This window comes from Nocardioides seonyuensis (assembly GCF_004683965.1).
Taxonomy (GTDB): domain Bacteria; phylum Actinomycetota; class Actinomycetes; order Propionibacteriales; family Nocardioidaceae; genus Nocardioides; species Nocardioides seonyuensis.
In genome coordinates this window covers 3,753,569-3,771,319 of sequence record NZ_CP038436.1, presented here as the reverse complement: position 1 = coordinate 3,771,319, position 17,751 = coordinate 3,753,569, and the positions used below count along the sequence as shown (strand labels likewise).

18 protein-coding genes are annotated in these 17,751 nt (G+C 70.4%); 8 read left to right on the top strand and 10 right to left on the bottom strand.

What is annotated here, in order from left to right:
* Nucleotides 1-9: 9 nt before the first annotated feature.
* Both EXE58_RS18305 and EXE58_RS18300 read right to left on the bottom strand, forming a co-directional pair.
* Nucleotides 10-495, bottom strand: coding sequence for a hypothetical protein (locus EXE58_RS18305; protein WP_135269172.1), 486 nt, complete (start codon nt 493-495; stop codon nt 10-12).
* 126 nt (nt 496-621) lie between these two features.
* Nucleotides 622-1,287: a potassium channel family protein gene (locus EXE58_RS18300; RefSeq protein ID WP_135269171.1), complete on the bottom strand. Its 666-nt coding sequence runs from the start codon at nt 1,285-1,287 to the stop codon at nt 622-624.
* A 72-nt stretch (nt 1,288-1,359) separates the two neighbouring features.
* Between EXE58_RS18300 and EXE58_RS18295 the strand changes: the two genes are divergently transcribed.
* From EXE58_RS18295 to EXE58_RS18280, 4 genes are all read left to right on the top strand, one after another.
* The gene (locus tag EXE58_RS18295) at nt 1,360-2,331 is read left to right on the top strand and encodes an NAD(P)/FAD-dependent oxidoreductase (protein WP_135269170.1); all 972 of its coding nucleotides are present in this window, start codon (nt 1,360-1,362) and stop codon (nt 2,329-2,331) included.
* A gap of 139 nt (nt 2,332-2,470) precedes the next feature.
* A complete protein-coding gene (locus EXE58_RS18290; protein ID WP_135269169.1) occupies nt 2,471-3,748 on the top strand; it encodes a glycosyltransferase family 4 protein in 1,278 nt (425 codons plus the stop codon).
* Complete coding sequence (locus EXE58_RS18285; RefSeq protein ID WP_135269168.1) at nt 3,735-4,496, top strand: class I SAM-dependent methyltransferase; 762 nt, start codon at nt 3,735-3,737, stop codon at nt 4,494-4,496. The genes EXE58_RS18290 and EXE58_RS18285 overlap by 14 nt, the downstream gene beginning before the upstream one ends.
* The gene (locus tag EXE58_RS18280) at nt 4,486-5,607 is read left to right on the top strand and encodes a prenyltransferase (RefSeq protein ID WP_135269167.1); all 1,122 of its coding nucleotides are present in this window, start codon (nt 4,486-4,488) and stop codon (nt 5,605-5,607) included. The genes EXE58_RS18285 and EXE58_RS18280 overlap by 11 nt, the downstream gene beginning before the upstream one ends.
* Here EXE58_RS18280 and EXE58_RS18275 read toward each other — a convergent pair.
* The 3 genes from EXE58_RS18275 to EXE58_RS18265 are packed head-to-tail and all read right to left on the bottom strand — an operon-like array spanning nt 5,566 to nt 8,237.
* The gene (locus EXE58_RS18275; protein ID WP_135269697.1) at nt 5,566-6,213 is read right to left on the bottom strand and encodes a class I SAM-dependent methyltransferase; all 648 of its coding nucleotides are present in this window, start codon (nt 6,211-6,213) and stop codon (nt 5,566-5,568) included. The two genes, EXE58_RS18280 and EXE58_RS18275, sit on opposite strands and share 42 nt — an antisense overlap.
* Before the next feature lie 5 nt (nt 6,214-6,218).
* A complete protein-coding gene (locus EXE58_RS18270; protein WP_135269166.1) occupies nt 6,219-7,460 on the bottom strand; it encodes an alpha/beta hydrolase in 1,242 nt (413 codons plus the stop codon).
* Between the two features lie 24 nt (nt 7,461-7,484).
* The gene (locus EXE58_RS18265; RefSeq protein ID WP_135269165.1) at nt 7,485-8,237 is read right to left on the bottom strand and encodes a dienelactone hydrolase family protein; all 753 of its coding nucleotides are present in this window, start codon (nt 8,235-8,237) and stop codon (nt 7,485-7,487) included.
* 50 nt (nt 8,238-8,287) lie between these two features.
* On the opposite strand from EXE58_RS18265, the gene EXE58_RS18260 reads away from it, so the two are divergent.
* Nucleotides 8,288-8,923: a hypothetical protein gene (locus EXE58_RS18260; RefSeq protein ID WP_135269164.1), complete on the top strand. Its 636-nt coding sequence runs from the start codon at nt 8,288-8,290 to the stop codon at nt 8,921-8,923.
* Here the strand turns inward: EXE58_RS18260 and EXE58_RS18255 are convergent.
* The gene (locus EXE58_RS18255; protein ID WP_135269163.1) at nt 8,917-9,567 is read right to left on the bottom strand and encodes a sulfotransferase family 2 domain-containing protein; all 651 of its coding nucleotides are present in this window, start codon (nt 9,565-9,567) and stop codon (nt 8,917-8,919) included. The genes EXE58_RS18260 and EXE58_RS18255 overlap by 7 nt on opposite strands.
* 41 nt (nt 9,568-9,608) lie before the next feature.
* Here EXE58_RS18255 and EXE58_RS18250 point away from each other — a divergent pair, with 41 nt between their 5' ends.
* Nucleotides 9,609-10,169, top strand: a complete 561-nt coding sequence (locus EXE58_RS18250; protein ID WP_135269162.1) for a PspA/IM30 family protein — start codon at nt 9,609-9,611, stop codon at nt 10,167-10,169.
* A 162-nt stretch (nt 10,170-10,331) separates the two neighbouring features.
* A complete protein-coding gene (locus EXE58_RS18245; RefSeq protein ID WP_135269161.1) occupies nt 10,332-10,889 on the top strand; it encodes a hypothetical protein in 558 nt (185 codons plus the stop codon).
* Nucleotides 10,890-10,949: 60 nt separating this feature from the next.
* On the opposite strand, the gene EXE58_RS18240 is transcribed toward EXE58_RS18245, so the two are convergent.
* The 4 genes from EXE58_RS18240 to EXE58_RS18225 all read right to left on the bottom strand — a co-directional run bounded on the left by EXE58_RS18240 (nt 10,950) and on the right by EXE58_RS18225 (nt 14,562).
* Nucleotides 10,950-12,308, bottom strand: a complete 1,359-nt coding sequence (locus EXE58_RS18240) for an HNH endonuclease signature motif containing protein (RefSeq protein ID WP_135269160.1) — start codon at nt 12,306-12,308, stop codon at nt 10,950-10,952.
* Nucleotides 12,309-12,477: 169 nt separating this feature from the next.
* Nucleotides 12,478-13,149, bottom strand: coding sequence for a thioredoxin (gene trxA / locus EXE58_RS20415; RefSeq protein ID WP_135269159.1), 672 nt, complete (start codon nt 13,147-13,149; stop codon nt 12,478-12,480).
* A gap of 25 nt (nt 13,150-13,174) precedes the next feature.
* Nucleotides 13,175-13,846, bottom strand: coding sequence for an MBL fold metallo-hydrolase (locus EXE58_RS18230; protein WP_135269158.1), 672 nt, complete (start codon nt 13,844-13,846; stop codon nt 13,175-13,177).
* A complete protein-coding gene (locus EXE58_RS18225; protein WP_135269157.1) occupies nt 13,840-14,562 on the bottom strand; it encodes a maleylpyruvate isomerase family mycothiol-dependent enzyme in 723 nt (240 codons plus the stop codon). The genes EXE58_RS18230 and EXE58_RS18225 overlap by 7 nt, the downstream gene beginning before the upstream one ends.
* Before the next feature lie 184 nt (nt 14,563-14,746).
* Here EXE58_RS18225 and uvrA point away from each other — a divergent pair, with 184 nt between their 5' ends.
* On the top strand, nt 14,747-17,746 hold the full coding sequence (gene uvrA, locus EXE58_RS18220) for an excinuclease ABC subunit UvrA (protein ID WP_135269156.1): 3,000 nt from the start codon (nt 14,747-14,749) through the stop codon (nt 17,744-17,746).
* Nucleotides 17,747-17,751 lie beyond the last annotated feature (5 nt).

Sequence of the window (17,751 nt, the reverse complement as noted above, 5' to 3'; positions counted from 1 at the left end):
GACCGAGGTCTACTTCGGGGGCCAGGGCCTGGCGTGCACGCCCCTGGCCGGGTTGTAGTCCGCCGAGATCACGGCCGAGACCCCGGCCATGGTGAGCTCCTGCACGAGGATGAACTTCATCGTCTCGGCCATCCGGTGGCTCAGCCAGTCGTCGGTGTCGGCCGAGATGTAGGCCGCTTCCTCGTCGATGGTCACGCGCGTGATGCTCGGGCCGCGGTCGTCCTCGTCCCAGTCCTCCTCGGACTCGGCGTGCTCAGAGCCGCTGTCGCCGACCCGCATGAACCTCTCCGCAGCGATGAGCAGGGCGTCAGCGGCGAGCTCGACTGTGTCGGTGATGACGCGGAACTGCGGGGTCGCCTCCCAGCCGCCCTCGCCGGCACCCGTCGCCTCGACGGGGAACCTGGCGTCGTACTCCTCGTCGTCCATCGCGTCCCAGTCGGGCTCGTCGACGGCTTCCGCGGGGTCGAAGCAACCAGGGGCGAGCGTCACGGACACGGTTCACACCCTAGGGGCGCGAGAGGATGGTCCGATGGATGTCGAGACGATGCGGTCCAGGAGTCCTACCGACTCGTCGTCTCCAAGCTGCCCAAGAAACACCGCCCTGAGGGCTGGGACGCCTGATCAGTCTCGCTGCATCGATCGCCGGATCGTCAAGCCGACCATCCGCGCGACCACGAGCGCGATGTAGAAGACTCCGGCGACCATCTCGAGCATGACGAGCGAGCGCGCGTGCGGCTCGACCGGCACGACGTCCGAGAGACCCACGCTGGTCAAGGTGGTGAAGGAGAGGTAGAGCAGGGTGAACCACCCCTGGTGGTCGGCCGTGGGGCTGACGAACGACCCCGGCCACAGCACCTGGGATGCCGAGTAGAGATAGGCGAAGCCCCAGGCCACGACGGTGAAGGCGGCTGCCGTGGCGAACAGCTCGTCACGGGTGACCTTGTCGTCGTGGAAGAGGTAGCGCAGCATCGCGTAGGAGACGTAGAGGTAGAACGGGCCGTGCAGCAGGCCCGAGGTGAGCACGATCCAGTTCACCTCGGGACGCATGGCCTCCATCACGGTGAACACCATGGCGGGCAGGCCGAGCACCACCACGACCCACACGAGCGCCGGGGTCCGGCGTACGGCGTAGACGGCTGCGGCGACGGCGAGCATGCCGATGGCACCGAGGACGGCACGACCGGGCTTGGAGAACTCCAGGAACGGCCAGAGCACGACGGCAGCGAGCTGGATCACCAGGAGGATCGCGGAGGGATGCTCCTTTACCTGCTCCAGACGCCGGCCCATGGGCGGTGAGTCTAGGGCGGTGTCCGAGGGTGACCCTTGAGGACTGGCCCGAGTCAGGCAAGGATCGCCCCCGTGACCGACGCGACGACGGACCTCCTCATCATCGGAGCCGGCCCGACCGGCCTCTTCTCCGCCTACTACGGAGGGTTCCGGGGGCTGCGGGTCGCGGTCGTGGACTCGCTCCCGGAGCTCGGTGGGCAGATCACCGCGATGTATCCCGAGAAGGCGATCCTCGACGTCGCCGGGTTCCCGAGTGTCAAGGGCCGTGACCTGGTCGAGGGGCTCGTCACCCAGGCCGCGTCGGCCGACCCGGCGTACTTCCTCGATCGTACGGCGCTCACGCTCGAGCACCGCGACGACGACGTGGTGGTCACCCTCGACGACGACACCCGTATCGAGGCCAGGGCCGTGCTGATCACCGCCGGCATCGGCAAGTTCACGCCTCGCCCGCTCCCTGCCGGCGAGGGGTGGCTCGGACGCGGCATGGAGTTCTTCGTGCCGAGCTTCGCACCCTATGCAGGGAAGGACGTGGTGATCGTGGGCGGCGGCGACAGCGCCTTCGACTGGGCTCAGCACCTCGAGCCCGTCGCGCGCTCGGTCACCCTCGTGCACCGTCGCGATGCCTTTCGGGCGCACGAGCGCACCGTGGCTGCGGTGAAGGCATCGAGCGTCGACATCGTGACCAAGGCGCAGGTGACCGCGTTGCGCGGGGAGACCACCCTTGAGGAGGTCGAGATCACCGTCGACGGGCAGGAGCCGCAGACCCGCCCCGCGCAGGCCGTCGTCGCGGCGCTCGGCTTCGTGGCCGACCTCGGCACGATCCAGGAGTGGGGGCTCGAGACCAACAAGCGCCACGTGTGCGTCGACGGGTCCATGCGCACCAACCTCCCTCGCGTGTTCGCCGCCGGTGACATCACCGACTACCCCGGCAAGGTCCGGCTCATCGCGGTCGGGTTCGGGGAGGCGGCCACGGCGGTCAACAACGCCGCCGTGGTCATCGACCCGGCGGCACACGTGTTCCCCGGCCATTCCAGCGAGGCCTGAGCCGGCAGTGTGACCCACGGAACGCCGGAGACCGGAACACCGCTCCGACGGGAGCCGTTTGAGAGGCAATCGGTACGGTTACGACGCGTGGAACGGGAGACCGACTCTCGTTCGACGTCTCATCGAAAGGTCGCGACACGTGCGCATTGCCATGCTCTCCTACCGGAGCAAGCCACACTGCGGCGGCCAGGGCATCTACGTCCGTCACCTCAGCCGTGAGCTGGTCCGGCTGGGTCACGAGGTCGAGGTCTTCTCCGGCCAGCCCTATCCCGACCTCGACGAGGGCGTGAAGCTCACCAAGGTCCCCAGCCTCGACCTCTACCGCGAGCCCGACCCGTTCCGAGTGCCCCGGCTCCGCGAGTTCCGCGACCTGGTCGACGTCGAGGAGTTCGCGACGATGTGCACCGCGGGCTTTCCCGAGCCCAAGACGTTCAGCACGCGCGTCGCCCGGCTCATGCGCGAACGTGCCGCCGACTTCGACATCGCCCACGACAACCAGGTCCTGGGCACCGGCATCCTGGAGCTGGAGAAGCTCGGGCTCCCCGTCATCGCCACCATCCACCACCCCATCACCGTCGACCGCCGTATCGACCTGGAGACGGCTCCGAGCTGGCGCAAGCGCCTCACCCTGCGCCGGTGGTACGGCTTCCTCCGCATGCAGGGCCAGGTGGCCCGCCGCATGCGCAAGATCCTGACGCCCTCGGAGTCCTCACGACGTGACATCGCACGCGACTTCGGCGTCGACCCCCAGCGCATGGAGACCATCCTCCTCGGCGTCGACGACGTCTTCGCGCCGCCGACCCGCCCCCGGGTGTCCGGCCGGATCCTCGCCATGGCGAGCGCGGACGCTCCGATGAAGGGCATCGCGACCCTGTTGGAGGCCTTCGCCAAGCTCCGCACGGAGCGGGACGTCTCCCTGGTCCTCGTCACCCGACCCGAGCCCGGCGGTCGTACCGAGCAGCTGATCGACAACCTCGGGATCGCCGAGCACGTCAGCTTCGTCAACGGTGTCTCCGACGCCGAGCTCGTCGACGTGATGGGCTCGGCCGAGCTGGCGTGCGTGCCGTCGCTCTACGAGGGGTTCTCGCTCCCGACGGCCGAGCTGATGGCGTGCGAGACACCTCTCGTGGTCTCGCGCGCCGGAGCGATCCCCGAGGTGGTCGGCCCCGACGGCGAGTGTGCCGACCTGGTGACCCCCGGCGACGTCGGAGAGCTCGAGGCAGCGATCGCCGCCCTGCTCGACGACCCCGAGCGACGTGCCCGCATGGGCAAGGCGGGCCGTCAGCGGGTCCAGGAGATGTTCAGCTGGCGGGCGGTCGCTGCCGCGACTGCCGCTGCCTACGAAGAGACCATCGCCGGCTTCCACAGTGAGCAGGGCCGGCGCGAGCAGGAGGAGAGCCGTCGTGCTGACCGTTGACTTCGACCGGCTCGGGCTGCGCCCGGGTGACCGCGTCCTCGACATGGGCTGCGGTGCCGGACGCCACGCCTTCGAGATGTACAAGCGGGGCGCCGACGTCGTCGCCTTCGACCAGGACGCCGACGAGCTCGCCACGGTGCGTGAGTGGTTCGCGGCGATGAAGGACGCCGGCGAGGTGCCGGCGGGCGCCGAGGCCGACGTCAAGGAGGGTGACGCGCTCGCCCTGCCCTTCGCCGACGGCGAGTTCGACCGGATCGTCTGTTCCGAGGTGCTCGAGCACATCCACGCCGACGTCGAGGCGATCAAGGAGCTCGTCCGGGTGCTGCGTCCCGGTGGCACCCTGGCCGTCACGGTGCCGCGATGGCTTCCCGAGATCGTCAACTGGAAGCTCTCCGACGACTACCACAACGCCGAGGGCGGCCACATCCGCATCTACACGGCCGAGGAGCTCGTCGACAAGGTCACCAAGGCGGGCCGCTCCAACGACGGGACTCCCGGCGACACGATGGTCTACACCGGCAAGGACTACGCCCACGGCCTGCACACGCCCTACTGGTGGATCAAGTGCGCGGTGGGTGTGGAGAACGACGACCACCCGCTCGCGAAGGGCTACCACAAGCTCCTGGTGTGGGAGATCATGAAGAACCCCAAGGCCCTCCGGGTCGCCGGCAAGGTGCTCGACCCGCTCATCGGCAAGAGCCTGGTGCTCTACTTCGTCAAGCCCGAGTCCGACTCCGATGCAGGCTGAGAGCCCTCGGCCCGCCAGCGTCCTGACTCGCGCCGAGGTCGAGCAGACGGCGGCCTCGATCGCGGCGATGCAGGAGCCCTCAGGCGCCGTCCCGTGGACGGTGGGGGAGCACACCGACGTGTGGAACCACGTCGAGTCCGCGATGGCGCTGCTGGTGGGAGGCGAGGTCGAGGCGGCGGAGCGTGCCTACGACTGGGTCCGCGAGACCCAGCGCCCCGACGGGTCCTGGCCGATGAAGATCGTCGCCGGTGAGGTCGAGGACCACTCCGGCGAGACCAACATGTCCGCCTACATCGCCGTGGGCACCTGGCACCACTGGCTGGTGCGTCGCGACGACACCTTCGTACGACGCCTGTGGCCCACCGTGCGTCGCGCCCTCGACTGGGTGGTCGGGATGCAGCTGCCCTGGGGCGGGATCGCCTGGTCCCAGGAGTGGCACGACGGCCGACCGGCCGGGATCAACGACGACGCCCTGCTGGCGGGGTCCTCCAGCATCTACCAGAGCCTGCGCGCGGGCGTGGCCCTCGCCGAGCTCCTCGACGACCCCCAGCCCGACTGGGAGCTGGCCGGTGGGCGCCTCGGACACGCCCTGCGCGAGCACCGCGACCAGTTCCTGGACAAGTCCGAGTTCTCGATGGACTGGTACTACCCCGTCCTGGGCGGTGCTGTGCGCGGCCACGCGGCGCACGACCTGCTCGCTGCGTCGTGGGACCGGTTCGTCGTACCCGGCCTCGGGATCAGGTGCGTCGAGCCGAACGACTGGGTCACCGGGGCAGAGACGTGCGAGCTGGTGCTGGCGCTCGAGGCGATCGGCGACCGGGAGCGGGCGGTCCAGCTGCTCGGCGACATGCAGCACCTGCGCGCCGAAGGCGGGAAGTACTGGACCGGCTACGTCTTCTCCGACGGCGTCCACTGGCCGGGGGAGCACACCACCTACACAGCCGCCGCGGTGATCCTCGCCGTCGACGCGCTCGACGAGCTGACACCCGGGTCGGACATCATGCGCGGGACGACCCTGGCCCCGCACTTCGCAGAGCTGGGCCTGGAGTGCGGCTGCACCCCGGAGTCCTCAGCCGAGGGGGTCTCCAGCGGCTCCCGCCGCCCGGCGTAGCACTCGAACCGACCCCAGCGCCTCGACCTCGACGAACGCCCCGCTCGCCAGCGCCGGGAGGTAGATGTCCTCGTAGGGCGGTCGACCGCCCGCGGCGGGGTCGGGGAACACGTCGTGGATCACGAGCACGCCGCCGGGCATCACCCACGGGGCCCAGCCCCGGTAGTCCAGGCGGGCGGGCTCCTGACCGTGGCCGCCGTCGATGAAGAGCATGGACAACGGGGTGCGCCATGCGCGGCTCACCACGTCCGAGCGGCCCACGACTGCGACGACGTGCTCCTCCAGACCGGCCCGTTCGAGCGTGCGACGGAAGACCGGCAGGGTGTCCATGAGGCCCGACCGCGGGTCGACCAGGTCGGGGTCGTGGTGCTCCCATCCCGCCTGGTTCTCCTCCGACCCACGGTGGTGGTCGACGGTGAACACGGTGCCGCCGACCTCGCGGGCCGCGGCGCCGAGCCAGACGGCGGACTTCCCGCAGTAGGTCCCGACCTCGAGCACCGGCCCGTGGGGGAGCCGCTCGCGGGCCCACTGGTGCAGGAGTGCGCCCTCGTCCTCGGGCATGAAGCCCTTGGCTGCCCTCGCGTGCTCGAGGAGGTCGGAGGGCATCTCGTTCACCCGAGCGCTCCGGCCCGCTCGCGGCGCCACACGGTCCAGTGACGGTTGAGGTAGCGGTCCACCGCGCGCACGGTGTGAGCCCCTCGGATCGAGTGGAAGATGTCGAAGGCGTGCTGGGCACCGGGCAGCTCGGCGTAGACGACCGAGCTCTTGGAGACCTGGCGGAGCCGCTCGACGAACATCCGTGCCTGGTCGACCGAGACGAGCGAGTCGAGCTCGCCGTGGATGACGAAGAAGTCGGGAGCGTCCGGGGTGATCCGCAGGATCGGCGAGGCGGCCTCGTAGGCGTCGGGAGAGTCCGCCCAGCTCGACTTCATGACCCGCGGTCCGAGGAACGCGTCACGCATCCCGATCGCGTTCTTCAGGCCCGTCGAGCCGGCGAAGTCGTAGACGCCGTAGAACGGCACGGCCGCCTGCACCGAGGTGTCGGCGTCCTCGAAGCCGGGCTGGAAGGCAGGGTCGCCGGGTGTGAGGGCGGCCAGCGCCGCGAGGTGGCCGCCCGCCGACCCGCCGGTGATCGCGAGGTATTCGGGGTCACCGCCGTACTCGGCGATGTTGTCCTTGATCCAGGCGATCGCACGCTTGACGTCGACGATGTGTGCCGGCCATGCGTCGCGGGGGGACAGTCGGTAGTTGATCGCGACGCAGATCCATCCCTTCCCCGCCATGTGAGTCATCAGCGGACGGCCCTGCGTCTCCTTCTCGCCGACGCTCCATGCGCCGCCGTGCACCTGGAGCAGGACCGGGGCGTTCTCGAGCTGGTCCTCACGGGCAGGCAGGTAGAGGTCGAGCAGCCCTCGCCGGCCGGCCTCGCTGTAGGGCAGGTCCTTGATCACCCGCACCGCGTCGTCGCGGAAGTTGAACGGCGTGGCGATCCGGCGCCAGGGAGTGGCCAGGTCGGCCGGAGTGGGGGCCGCGTCCAGCTCGGAGACGTACTCCATGCCCAGTCCCTCGACGAGGGCGTCCTCGAGCTGGTCCTTGGCCCCTTGCTGCTGGCGGATCAGCCGGGTCAGGCCGAGCGCGCTCAGGCCGGCCAGGGTGAGACCCAGCCCGCTGCGCCTGCCCGGCTTGAGGTGGCGGGCCGCGTCGAGCGTGGTGAGGGCCAGCATCTGGGGTGCCAGCTCGCCGAAGACCCAGCCGGCGGCGAAGGCTGGGAGCCCGGCCCGGGCTCCCTTCGGAGGACGCAGTGCATTGGCGGTGAGGGCGGCGATCACGCCTTGGCGCAGGAGGAAGCTCACACAGCCAAATTACCGTGCGGTAGGTCAGGCCCGGTCACCGTGTGGAGCGGTACGCAGGTTGGCGGCGAGGAAGTCGAGGATGGCGTCGACGCCCTCCTGCCGACGGTGCTCCGTGACGGTCGAGTGGCCTCTCCCCTCGAGCTCCACCCGGATGAAGGCCTGACCCAGCTCACGCGTGAGCGTGTCGAAGCGCTTGCCCGTCAGCGGGTCCATGCTGAACTGCAGGCCGAGCACCTGCTGACCGGCCGCGCACCTGCCCTTGACGACCTCGAGATCGGCGGGGGAGAGGTTGAGGTCCCTGGACCTCTTCCCACCGAGGGGGAGCGGCGTGCTCGGCTGGCACAGGACCGGCGCAGCAACGGGCGCGTCCACCATCATCGCGAGCGCGAAGCCACCGGCGAAGCACATGCCGAGCGCGCCGACCCCCGGACCACCGAGCTCCTCGTGGAGCTCTCTGGCAAGGGACCGGAGCCAGCCGGCGACAGGAGAGGTCACGCCGGTGCGCAGCTTGGTGAACTCGCGGCTCACGCACACCTTGCGCAGCGCCCCGGCGATGGTCACTGGGGTCATGCCGGCGCCGTCGCGACCGAACAGGCTCGGCATCACGACCGTGTAGCCCGCGTCGACGAGCTCCTGGCCGAAGGCTGCGACCGCGGGCGTGATGCCCGGGATCTCGTGGATCACGATCACTCCCGGGCCCGCCCCACGGCGGTAGGTCGGGTGCGTCGTGCCGTCGTGGGTGTGCGAGCCCTGCACCCAGGAGTCCGGGAACGTCATGGGCGACAGTGTGGCGCAGCGGGGCACCTGCCCGTGGCATCATCGCGGCCGTGATGACGTTCCTGCAGCACGGGTTCGTGCTGCTGGCGCTGCCCAAGACCGCGAGCACGACGCTGGAGGGCGCGCTGGCGCCGTACGCATCCCTCGTGGTCAGCAGCCCTCCGGGCCGCAAGCACCTGCCTGCCCGGGGCTTCCTCCACGAGCTCGCGCCGCAGCTGGAGGAGCAGGGGTTCCCGCGAGACTCCTACGAGCTGGTGACGATGTTCCGTGAGCCGGTCGAGTGGTTGGAGTCCTGGTGGCGCTACCGGGCCCGCGAGGACGCGCGCCCCGGCAGGTCCACGGCCGAGATGTCCTTCGAGGCCTTCGCGTCCAGCTACATCAGCGGCGACGACGCGGCACCGACCCCGCGGGGCCGGCCGGCCCGGTTCATCAGTGCAGGCGGCTTGGTGGCGGTCGACCGGGTCTTCGCCGTCGACCGGCCCGACGTGTGGGGCCGCTGGTTCAGCGAGCGAGTAGGGAGCCCCCTGGAGTTCGGGCGCCGCAACACCTCTGACAGTCGGCCCGCCGAGCTCAGCGCCGACCTGCGTGCCGACCTCCTCGAGCACTTCGCCCCTGAGTACGACGTCTGGCGCCGGCTCCAGGACACCGGCGAGTGGGCGGGTGCTCGCGGCACCCGGCTTCAGTAGGTGTAGCCGAAGGCCTCGAGGTCCGCGGCGTAGACCTCGGCCACCTTCTTGCGGGAGGCCTCGGTGAAGTAGTCGTGGTAGGTGCCGTGGCGCGACTTGTTGCGGTGGGGCGGGGGAGTCGGCTCGAGCCCGAGCTTTCGCTGCACGACCGCCATGTCGTCCGCGAGGCGCTCCGTGCGACCCACGAAGTCGGCCTCGCGGCCCAGGGAGGGCGCGCGGAGGTAGTCGACCTGGGGCGTTCCCAGCCGGGGGAGCTCCTCGGTGCCGCGGAGCACGAACTCCTCGAAGCCGGAGTAGGCGGCGGCCGCCCGCCACATCTCGTTGCCGTCGCGCATCAGGCCGTAGCTGACGTCCTGCGGCTTGCCGCTCGCGGGACCCCACCGCTTGTTCCACTGGTCGATCATGGAGTACCACGAGACCATCCGCGCCCACGGGTTGCGCACGAATCCGAACGTCCAGTAGTCGACCGCCTGCGGCTCCTTCTCGAGGATCCGCTCCAGCGTGAGGTGCCGGCCCTCGGGCGGGTCGTCGGCGCGCTTCTTGCGGGCGTCGGGACAGCCCTCGCGGAAGACGTCCTCGATCGACACGCCACCGGTCTTGGGGACGTGCACGAAGAGGACTCGCCGCGAGTCGGAGATCAGCACGGTGGAGAGGGTAACCGAGGCTGATCGGCTAGCGTCCGTCCATGCTGCGCAACGGCCCGCACGGCTACGGACCGGTCACCAAGGTGCTGCACTGGGCCACGGTGGCGGCGGTCGCCGCCCAGTTCGTCGTGGGATACCGGCTCGACCTGGACGATGCCTGCGACCCACCGGGCGAGGAGCTCAGCGGCGGCGACACCAGCGACGCCTTCGAGGACCGGCTGGACCGTCTCGAGGAGCAGTGCGAGGCCCGTGCCGACGCCTATGACCTGCTCGGCGGCGCATTCGACCTGGCCGAGCTGCACCTCCTGCTGGGTGCCACGGTCCTGGCGCTGGGGATCGCGCGCATGCTGTGGCGCCGGACGAGCGGCCTGCCGCCGTGGTCGGAGCACCTGTCCCAGCGAGAGCGCTGGCTCGTGCACGTGACCGAGCGGGTGCTGCTCGCCCTGCTGGTCGTCGTACCCCTCACCGGGCTCGTGCTCGTGACGACGGGCTACGACGCCTGGTTGCCGCTGCACGTCGCCGCGCACGTGGCGTTCTTCGTCGCGCTCGCTGCGCACCTCTTCACCAACCTGCGGCCGCGGATCCTGCGCAGGATGCTCTGACTTCGACGCGCGTGCACTGCCCGCTCACTGCGTACCGAGCGGCGGCCCCAAGACACGGACGCCGTATCGATCGCCCATCTCGCGGATCCTGTCGGGGTCCGGTGGTCCTTGCATGCCGGCGAATGAGTGCGTGGGGTGCGGCGCTCGGTCAGACTGAGGACCATGACGGTGCGACCAGCCGAGTCTGCGGACTCCGCGCAATGGCTGCTTCAACCGGACGTCGATTGGTGGGACCTCGTTCGCTACGGCCCACCAGGCTTCGACGTCTATGTGCGGATCGCCTTCGCCGACGGTGCCCACCGCGACGGCGAAGAGCCCGCTCTCCGCGCGGCACTGGCGACGTTGGTCGATCACACGACCACTCCGATGACTGGATACGCCGCCATCTGGGAGGGCTGGACGAGCAGGGCGTCGGTCCCAGAGGCACCCCGCCTGCCAATCCCGGAACGAGAGATGGTGCTCTTCGCTGGGCGCGTCGATGAACTCAGGGACGCCCCAGCGTTGGCCTGGTACGGATCTTCGCAGGGCATCCACCAAGAGCCTCACCTCGTCTGGCCAGAGGATCACGCCTGGTGCGTGGCCTGCGAGGTCGACGAGGAGATCGAGTTCACCGTGGGGTGTTCTGCTGACGCGTTCCGGGCTCTCGCGAGCGCGCTCCCCGGCGCTGTCCGACAGGTGCCGTACGGCGAGGCGGCGCCGCTGTACCGCGACTCTCCCTGACGCGGCGAGGCTCGCACATCGGCAGTTCGGGTCGCGGAGGTCCCCACGCCGCACGTCCCGTCAGAGGTCGATGACGGTGTCGGGGGTGAGGAGGGTGGTGAGTCCGGCGGGGCCGGTCCACAGGTAGGTGCCGGTTGCGAGGCGTTGGTAGGACCAGGCGCCGGAGGTCTTGGCCCGGTGGTGGCGCCGGCACAGGGGAGCGAGGTTGGCGGCGGTCGTGCCGCCTGACTCGGTGGGCGGTCCGGTGTCTGGTGGTCCGGTGTAGTAGGGGGTGATGTGGTCGAGGTCGCAGCCTCGGGCGTGGCGGCCGCAGCGGGGAAAGACGCAGGTCTCGTCGCGCAGGCGGACCGTCTCGGCCATCCGGGGTGGCGGGTCGTGCCGGTCGATGGTCCAGGTGTCGTCGGTGGCGACGTGGAGGACGGGGGTGATGGTGACGCGGGAGTGGCCGACCCACTCCTTGATCTTGGTGAGGGTGGTGGGGCCGAGGGTGTCGGCGGTGCCGACCAGGTCGTCGTGTCCGCGGGTCAGGAGATCGGTGAGGGAGGCGTGGAGGAAGAGCTTGACCTTGGCGTTGGCCCGGGCGAGCGCCTTGTCCCTCGCCGTGCTCTGCTCCGCAGCGCCAGCGGGGGAGAGGAGGCCGGTGAGGTCGAGGGCGGCCTGCTGGGCGGCGATCACGCCGAGGGCCTTGGCCTGCCGCTGGCCGAGGGGGTCGGTGTCACCGAGTGCGGCGAGGGTGTCGGCCTCGGCGTTGACGACGTCGTGGAACCGGGCCAGGTCGAGTGAGTCGCCGCGGGCGGTCAGCGTGGAGGTGCCGGCGAAGTCACCCGGCGCCGGGTGGTGCAGGTCGACGCCCCAGGTCTCGCGTGCGCGGTCCTGGCGGGTCTTGAGGGCGTCGGGGTCGAACTGGGCGGTGGCGTGGGCGACGATCCGGTCGAGCTGAGCCGAGGACACTCGCCCGGAGGCGGCGGCGACCTGACGGTCCACCCATGCGGCGCCCTCGGCCGAGAGGTCGCGGGTGGCGGCCGCGACTCTGCGGGCCCGGGCGGCGGGGATCCTCAGCTCACGGGTGAGGTCCCACAGCAGGGGGAGGCGGAACGACAGGTCGAGCGCGTCGGCGACCAGCCGGGAGGAGGCGGCGGGAGCGATGCCCATGGCGACGGCGAGGGTGTCGGTCGCGAACGCGGCCACCTCCGGTGTGCCCGCCCCGCCGGGGTGGTCGGGGGCTTCCAGGACTGAGGACGACTTCTCGACCACTGGGTGGGTGATCGCCCACTCCAGCGCGACCTCGAGGCGGGCGACCTCGACCTGGCGGGCGAGCTGCTCGACCTCGGCGGCGTGAGCCATCAGCTGGGTGCTGCTGAGCCCGTCCAGCACCGGTCGCGCGGGCACCGGGCCGGCGATGGTGGTGGAGGAGGTCATGTCTCAATACAACCGGAGACCACCGACAACCAGCCCCCGAAAACCCGGGGTCCCGCCACGATGTGGACAACGACTTTCAAGACCTCGGACGGCTGGTCCGAAGCCGATCACTTCCGCGTCCACCGAGCCGTGCGGGTCGCCCGGGCGAGGCGCCCACGAAACCCGGGCCCTACCGGTCGAGCGGCCAGCCGCGCTGGGCCCACCCCTGGGTGCCCTCGGTGACGTTGCGCGCGTCCACGCCCTGGGCGCGCAGGAAGTCGGCGACCTGGCGCGACCGCCCGCCGGAGGCGCAGACCACGTAGACCGGCTGGTCCTTCGGCAGCTCGGCGAGGTGGTCAGGCACGCTGTTCATGGGCACGTGCACGGCGCCCGGGACCTTGCCGGAGCTGACTTCCTCGGCCTCGCGCACGTCGAGGACGTAGGCGCCCTCGCTGTGGGCGGCAGCGAAGTCGTCGAGCGCGACCTCCCCCTCGGCGGCAGCGGCCTGAGCGGCGGCGGCCTCCTCGCGCACGGCGTCCATGTCGAGGTCGCGCGCCTGCTGGATCACGCCCTCGAGGGCCTGCGGGGGCAGCGCGCCGGCCTGGTTGAAGAGCAGCAGGCCGTCGCGGAAGAGCATCAGCGTCGGGATCGAGGTGATGCCCGCCATCCCGGCGAGCTGCTGCTCGGCCTCGGTGTCGACCTTGGCGAAGGTGATGTCGGGGTGCTTCTCCGAGGCGGCCTCGAAGATCGGCCCGAACTGCTTGCAGGGACCGCACCATTCGGCCCAGAAGTCCACGAGGACGATGCCCTCGCCGGTCACGGCCTGCTCGAAGTCGTTGAGGGTCAGCTCGCGCGTACTCATGGCTTCGAGGGTACGCGGGCCGTGATCACCAGCCGCGCTCGCGCCACTCGTCGAGGTGCGGCCGCTCCGCGCCGAGCGTGGAGTCCCCGCCGTGGCCGGGGTAGAACCACACAGCGTCGCCATAGGTGTCGAAGACCTTCGTGGAGACCTCCTCGACCAGGGTCCTGAAGGCCTCGGCGTCGCCGAACGTGTTGCCGACGCCGCCGGGGAAGAGTGAGTCGCCGGTGAGGAGGTGGCCGTCACCGCCACTCCAGTGGAGCGCGATCGACCCCGGGGTGTGTCCTTCGAGGGCGATGACCCTCAGCTTGCAAGAGCCGACCTCGACCAGGTCGCCGTGGGCCACCCGACGATCGACCTCGACCCCGGTCTGCTCCGTGATGTCGTCGGCGTCCGGCTCGCCGGCGACCACCAGGGCCCTCGGATGCGCAGCCTTCACCTCGGCGAGGGCGCGGTGGTGGTCCCAGTGCTGGTGCGTGGTCACGATCGCGGTGAGCTCCCGGTCGCCGATCAGCGCGAGCAGGCGCTCCGGCTCCGCTGCGGCGTCGACCAGCACGCACTCGCCGGTCTCCTGGCACTCCAGGAGGTAGCAGTTGTTGGACATCTCCGGGTCGACCGCGACCTTGGTCAGCGTGAGGCCGTCAAGGTCCCGGGTCTGGGGCTCGCCGCCCGGGGTCACGTCACCGTCGTAGGTCACCATCCCTCGATGGTAGGCAAGGCCCCGGTGTCGCACGAGAGGCCCTCGCCGGTCCCGCGCCCGGTGATCCACCAGGCGAGAGCGGTTGCGTCGCCCACGACGACCGGCCGGTCGTCGCCCTCGCCGAAGCCCCACTCCAGGTCGAGGTCAGGCGCACGGGCCACGAACGGCTCGGGGGTCGAACGTCCCGCCACGGAGTCGAGCAGCTGCACCGCGAACTCCGGGGACCAGTCGGCGTGGGAGTAGCCGCTGCCGAGGTCGGCGTGGTGGATCTCCACCTCGCGCAGGCGCATGACGGGCACGGCGACGACAGGGACGAGCTGCCCTCCTGGCGTGCGCTCGAACGTGCCCTCCCAGGCCGTGGTCGCGCGGACCGCCTCCGAGAAGCGGTGGGTCGCGGCGAACAGTCGGTCGCGCAGCTCCCGGGCGTCCCCACCGGCGAGGGTCTCGATGTCGGCGTCTCGTGCCTGCTGAGAGTCGTACATGGTCGTGGGGCGCCCCTGGCGCCGACCCGTGAGGACCCGCTCCAGCGCCTCGCCGTTGAGTGCGACATGGGCAACGACGTGGGCACGACTCCATCCGGGCAGATCGGTCGGCTTCGCCAGCTCCTCGGGGGAGAGGGCGTCGACGGTGCGGAGCAGGGCCTCGTCGGCGTTGCTGAGGAGCGTGAGGGTCGTGCCGGCAGGGCTGGGAGACGGGGTGTCCGAGGGAGTGGCCATGAGGACGATTCAACACATCCGGAGGCTTGTGCGCAGCCCGTAACATCTGTGAGGGCCGCGCGTGGCGGCTTGCGGTGCGCGCCCCCGCTGGGCGAACATGTGTTCGAAGTGTCGAGCGCGACGCCGTACCCCCGACGCCGGCTCGAGCCGACCGTGGCGTCACCGAATCCCCAGGAAGGGCCCTGTGGCCGACCAGCTGATCATTCGCGGAGCCCGCGAGCACAACCTCAAGGACGTCTCGGTCGACCTGCCGCGAGACTCCCTGATCGTCTTCACGGGCCTGTCCGGCTCCGGCAAGTCGAGCCTCGCCTTCGACACGATCTTCGCCGAGGGCCAGCGTCGCTACGTCGAGTCGCTGTCGGCCTACGCGCGTCAGTTCCTCGGCCAGATGGACAAGCCCGACGTCGACTTCATCGAGGGCCTGAGCCCTGCGGTCAGCATCGACCAGAAGTCCACGTCCAAGAACCCGCGGTCCACGGTCGGCACGATCACCGAGGTCTACGACTACCTCCGACTGCTCTACGCCCGCGCCGGTCGCGCCCACTGCCCGACGTGCGGTGCGCCGATCGAGCGCCAGACCCCCCAGCAGATCGTCGACCGCGTCCTCGCGCTCGAGGAGGGCCGCCGCTTCCAGGTCCTCGCGCCGGTCATCCGCGGTCGCAAGGGCGAGTACGTCGAGCTCTTCCGCCAGCTCCAGCAGCAGGGGTTCAGCCGTGCGCGCGTGGACGGCGAGACACACTCCCTCGATGCGCCGCCGACCCTCGACAAGAAGCTCAAGCACACGATCGAGGTCGTCGTCGACCGTCTCGCGGTCAAGGAGTCCAGCAAGCGCCGCCTGACCGACTCGGTCGAGACCGCCCTCGGGCTGGCCTCGGGCCTGGTCGTCTTCGACTTCGTCGACCTCGATGCCGGCGACCCGGGCCGGGAGATGAAGTTCTCCGAGAAGATGGCGTGCCCCAACGACCATCCCATCGAGACAGACGACCTCGAGCCTCGCTCGTTCTCGTTCAACTCTCCGTTCGGGGCGTGCGCCGAGTGCCACGGCATCGGCACCCGCATGGAGGTCGACCCCGAGCTCGTCGTCCCCGACCCGGGTGCGACGCTCGGCGAGGGCGCGATCGCCCCCTGGAGCGGCGCGCACGTGGCCGACTACTTCATGCGGTTGATGGGTGCGCTGGGTGATGAGCTGGGCTTCGACCTCAACACCCCGTGGCGTGACCTGTCGGCCAAGGCTCGTGCCTCCGTGCTCGAGGGCCACAGCACCAAGGTCCACGTCGTCACCAAGAACCGCTATGGCCGCCAGCGCGCCTACTACGCCGCCTTCGAGGGCGTGCGCCCCTACATCGAGCGCCGTCACCGTGAGGCCGAGAGCGACACCAGCCGCGACCGGTTCGAGGGCTTCATGCGCGAGGTGCCGTGCCCGGCCTGCAAGGGCTCACGCCTCAAGCCGGTGTCGGTCTCGGTGACCCTCGGGCCCAAGGACGCCGGCGGCAAGAACATCGCCGAGGTCTGTGCGCTGCCGATCAACGAGGCTGCCGACTACCTCAACAGCCTGGACCTGTCCGTGCGTGAGCGGCAGATCGGCGAGCGGGTCCTCAAGGAGATCCAGGAGCGGCTGCGCTTCCTCCTCGACGTCGGCCTCGACTACCTCTCCCTCGACCGGCCCAGCGGTTCGCTCTCGGGGGGCGAGGCCCAGCGCATCCGGCTGGCCACCCAGATCGGCGCGGGGCTCGTGGGCGTGCTCTACGTGCTCGACGAGCCCTCGATCGGGCTGCACCAACGCGACAACCAGCGCCTGATCGACACGCTGCGCCGCCTCAAGGAGCTCGGCAACACCCTCATCGTCGTCGAGCACGACGAGGACACCATCCGCACCGCCGACTGGGTCGTCGACGTCGGCCCGGGGGCCGGTGAGCACGGCGGTCAAGTGGTGCACTCCGGAACCGTCCAGGGCCTGCTCGACCACCCCGACTCCCTCACCGGCGCCTACCTCAGCGGCCGCCGCGAGATCCCCGTGCCCGACGTACGACGACCGCTCACCGCGGGCCGCGAGCTCAAGGTCCACGGCGCGCGGGAGCACAACCTCCGCAACGTCGACGTGAGCTTCCCGCTGGGCGTGTTCTGTGCGGTCACGGGCGTCTCGGGCTCCGGGAAGTCGACGCTGGTCAACGACATCCTCTACACCTCGCTGGCCAAGGAGATCTACAACGCCCGCGCGGTCCCGGGGCGGCACACCAAGATCACCGGCCTCGACCACGTGGACAAGGTGATCCACGTCGACCAGTCGCCGATCGGCCGCACGCCGCGCTCCAACCCGGCGACCTACACCGGTGTCTTCGACCACGTCCGCAAGCTCTTCGCCTCCACCCCGGAGGCCAAGATGCGCGGCTACCTCCAGGGACGCTTCTCGTTCAACGTCAAGGGAGGCCGCTGCGAGGCGTGCTCCGGCGACGGAACCATCAAGATCGAGATGAACTTCCTCCCCGACGTCTACGTCCCCTGCGAGGTGTGCCACGGCGCGCGCTACAACCGCGAGACGCTCGAGGTCCACTACAAGGGCAAGACGATCGCCGAGGTCCTCGACATGCCGATCGAGGAGGCCGCCGAGTTCTTCGCTGCGGTCCCGGCGATCTCGCGCCACATGAAGACGCTGTGCGAGGTCGGGCTCGGCTACGTCCGCCTGGGCCAGCCCGCCACCACCCTCTCCGGTGGCGAGGCGCAGCGCGTGAAGCTCGCCAGCGAGCTCCAGAAGCGCTCCACCGGCCGCACCGTCTACGTGCTCGACGAGCCCACGACCGGTCTCCACTTCGAGGACATCCGCAAGCTCCTCCACGTCCTCTCGGGCCTGGTCGACAAGGGCAACACGGTCCTGGTGATCGAGCACAACCTCGACGTCATCAAGACCGCCGACTGGATCATCGACATGGGTCCCGAGGGCGGCTCCCGTGGCGGGATGGTCGTCGCCGAGGGCACTCCCGAGCAGATCGCCGAGGTCGCCGAGAGCCACACCGGGACCTTCCTCAAGCCGATCCTCGCGGGCCGGGCCGCGCAACAGCCCCGGGCCCCGCGCCGCGGTGCCGCCAAGAAGGCGGTGAAGGCCCCGGCCAGCAAGCCGGCGGCGAAGACGTCCGTGCCCAAGAAATCGGCGGCCAAGAAGGCGCCTGCGCGCCGCAAGGCTGGCTAGGCTCC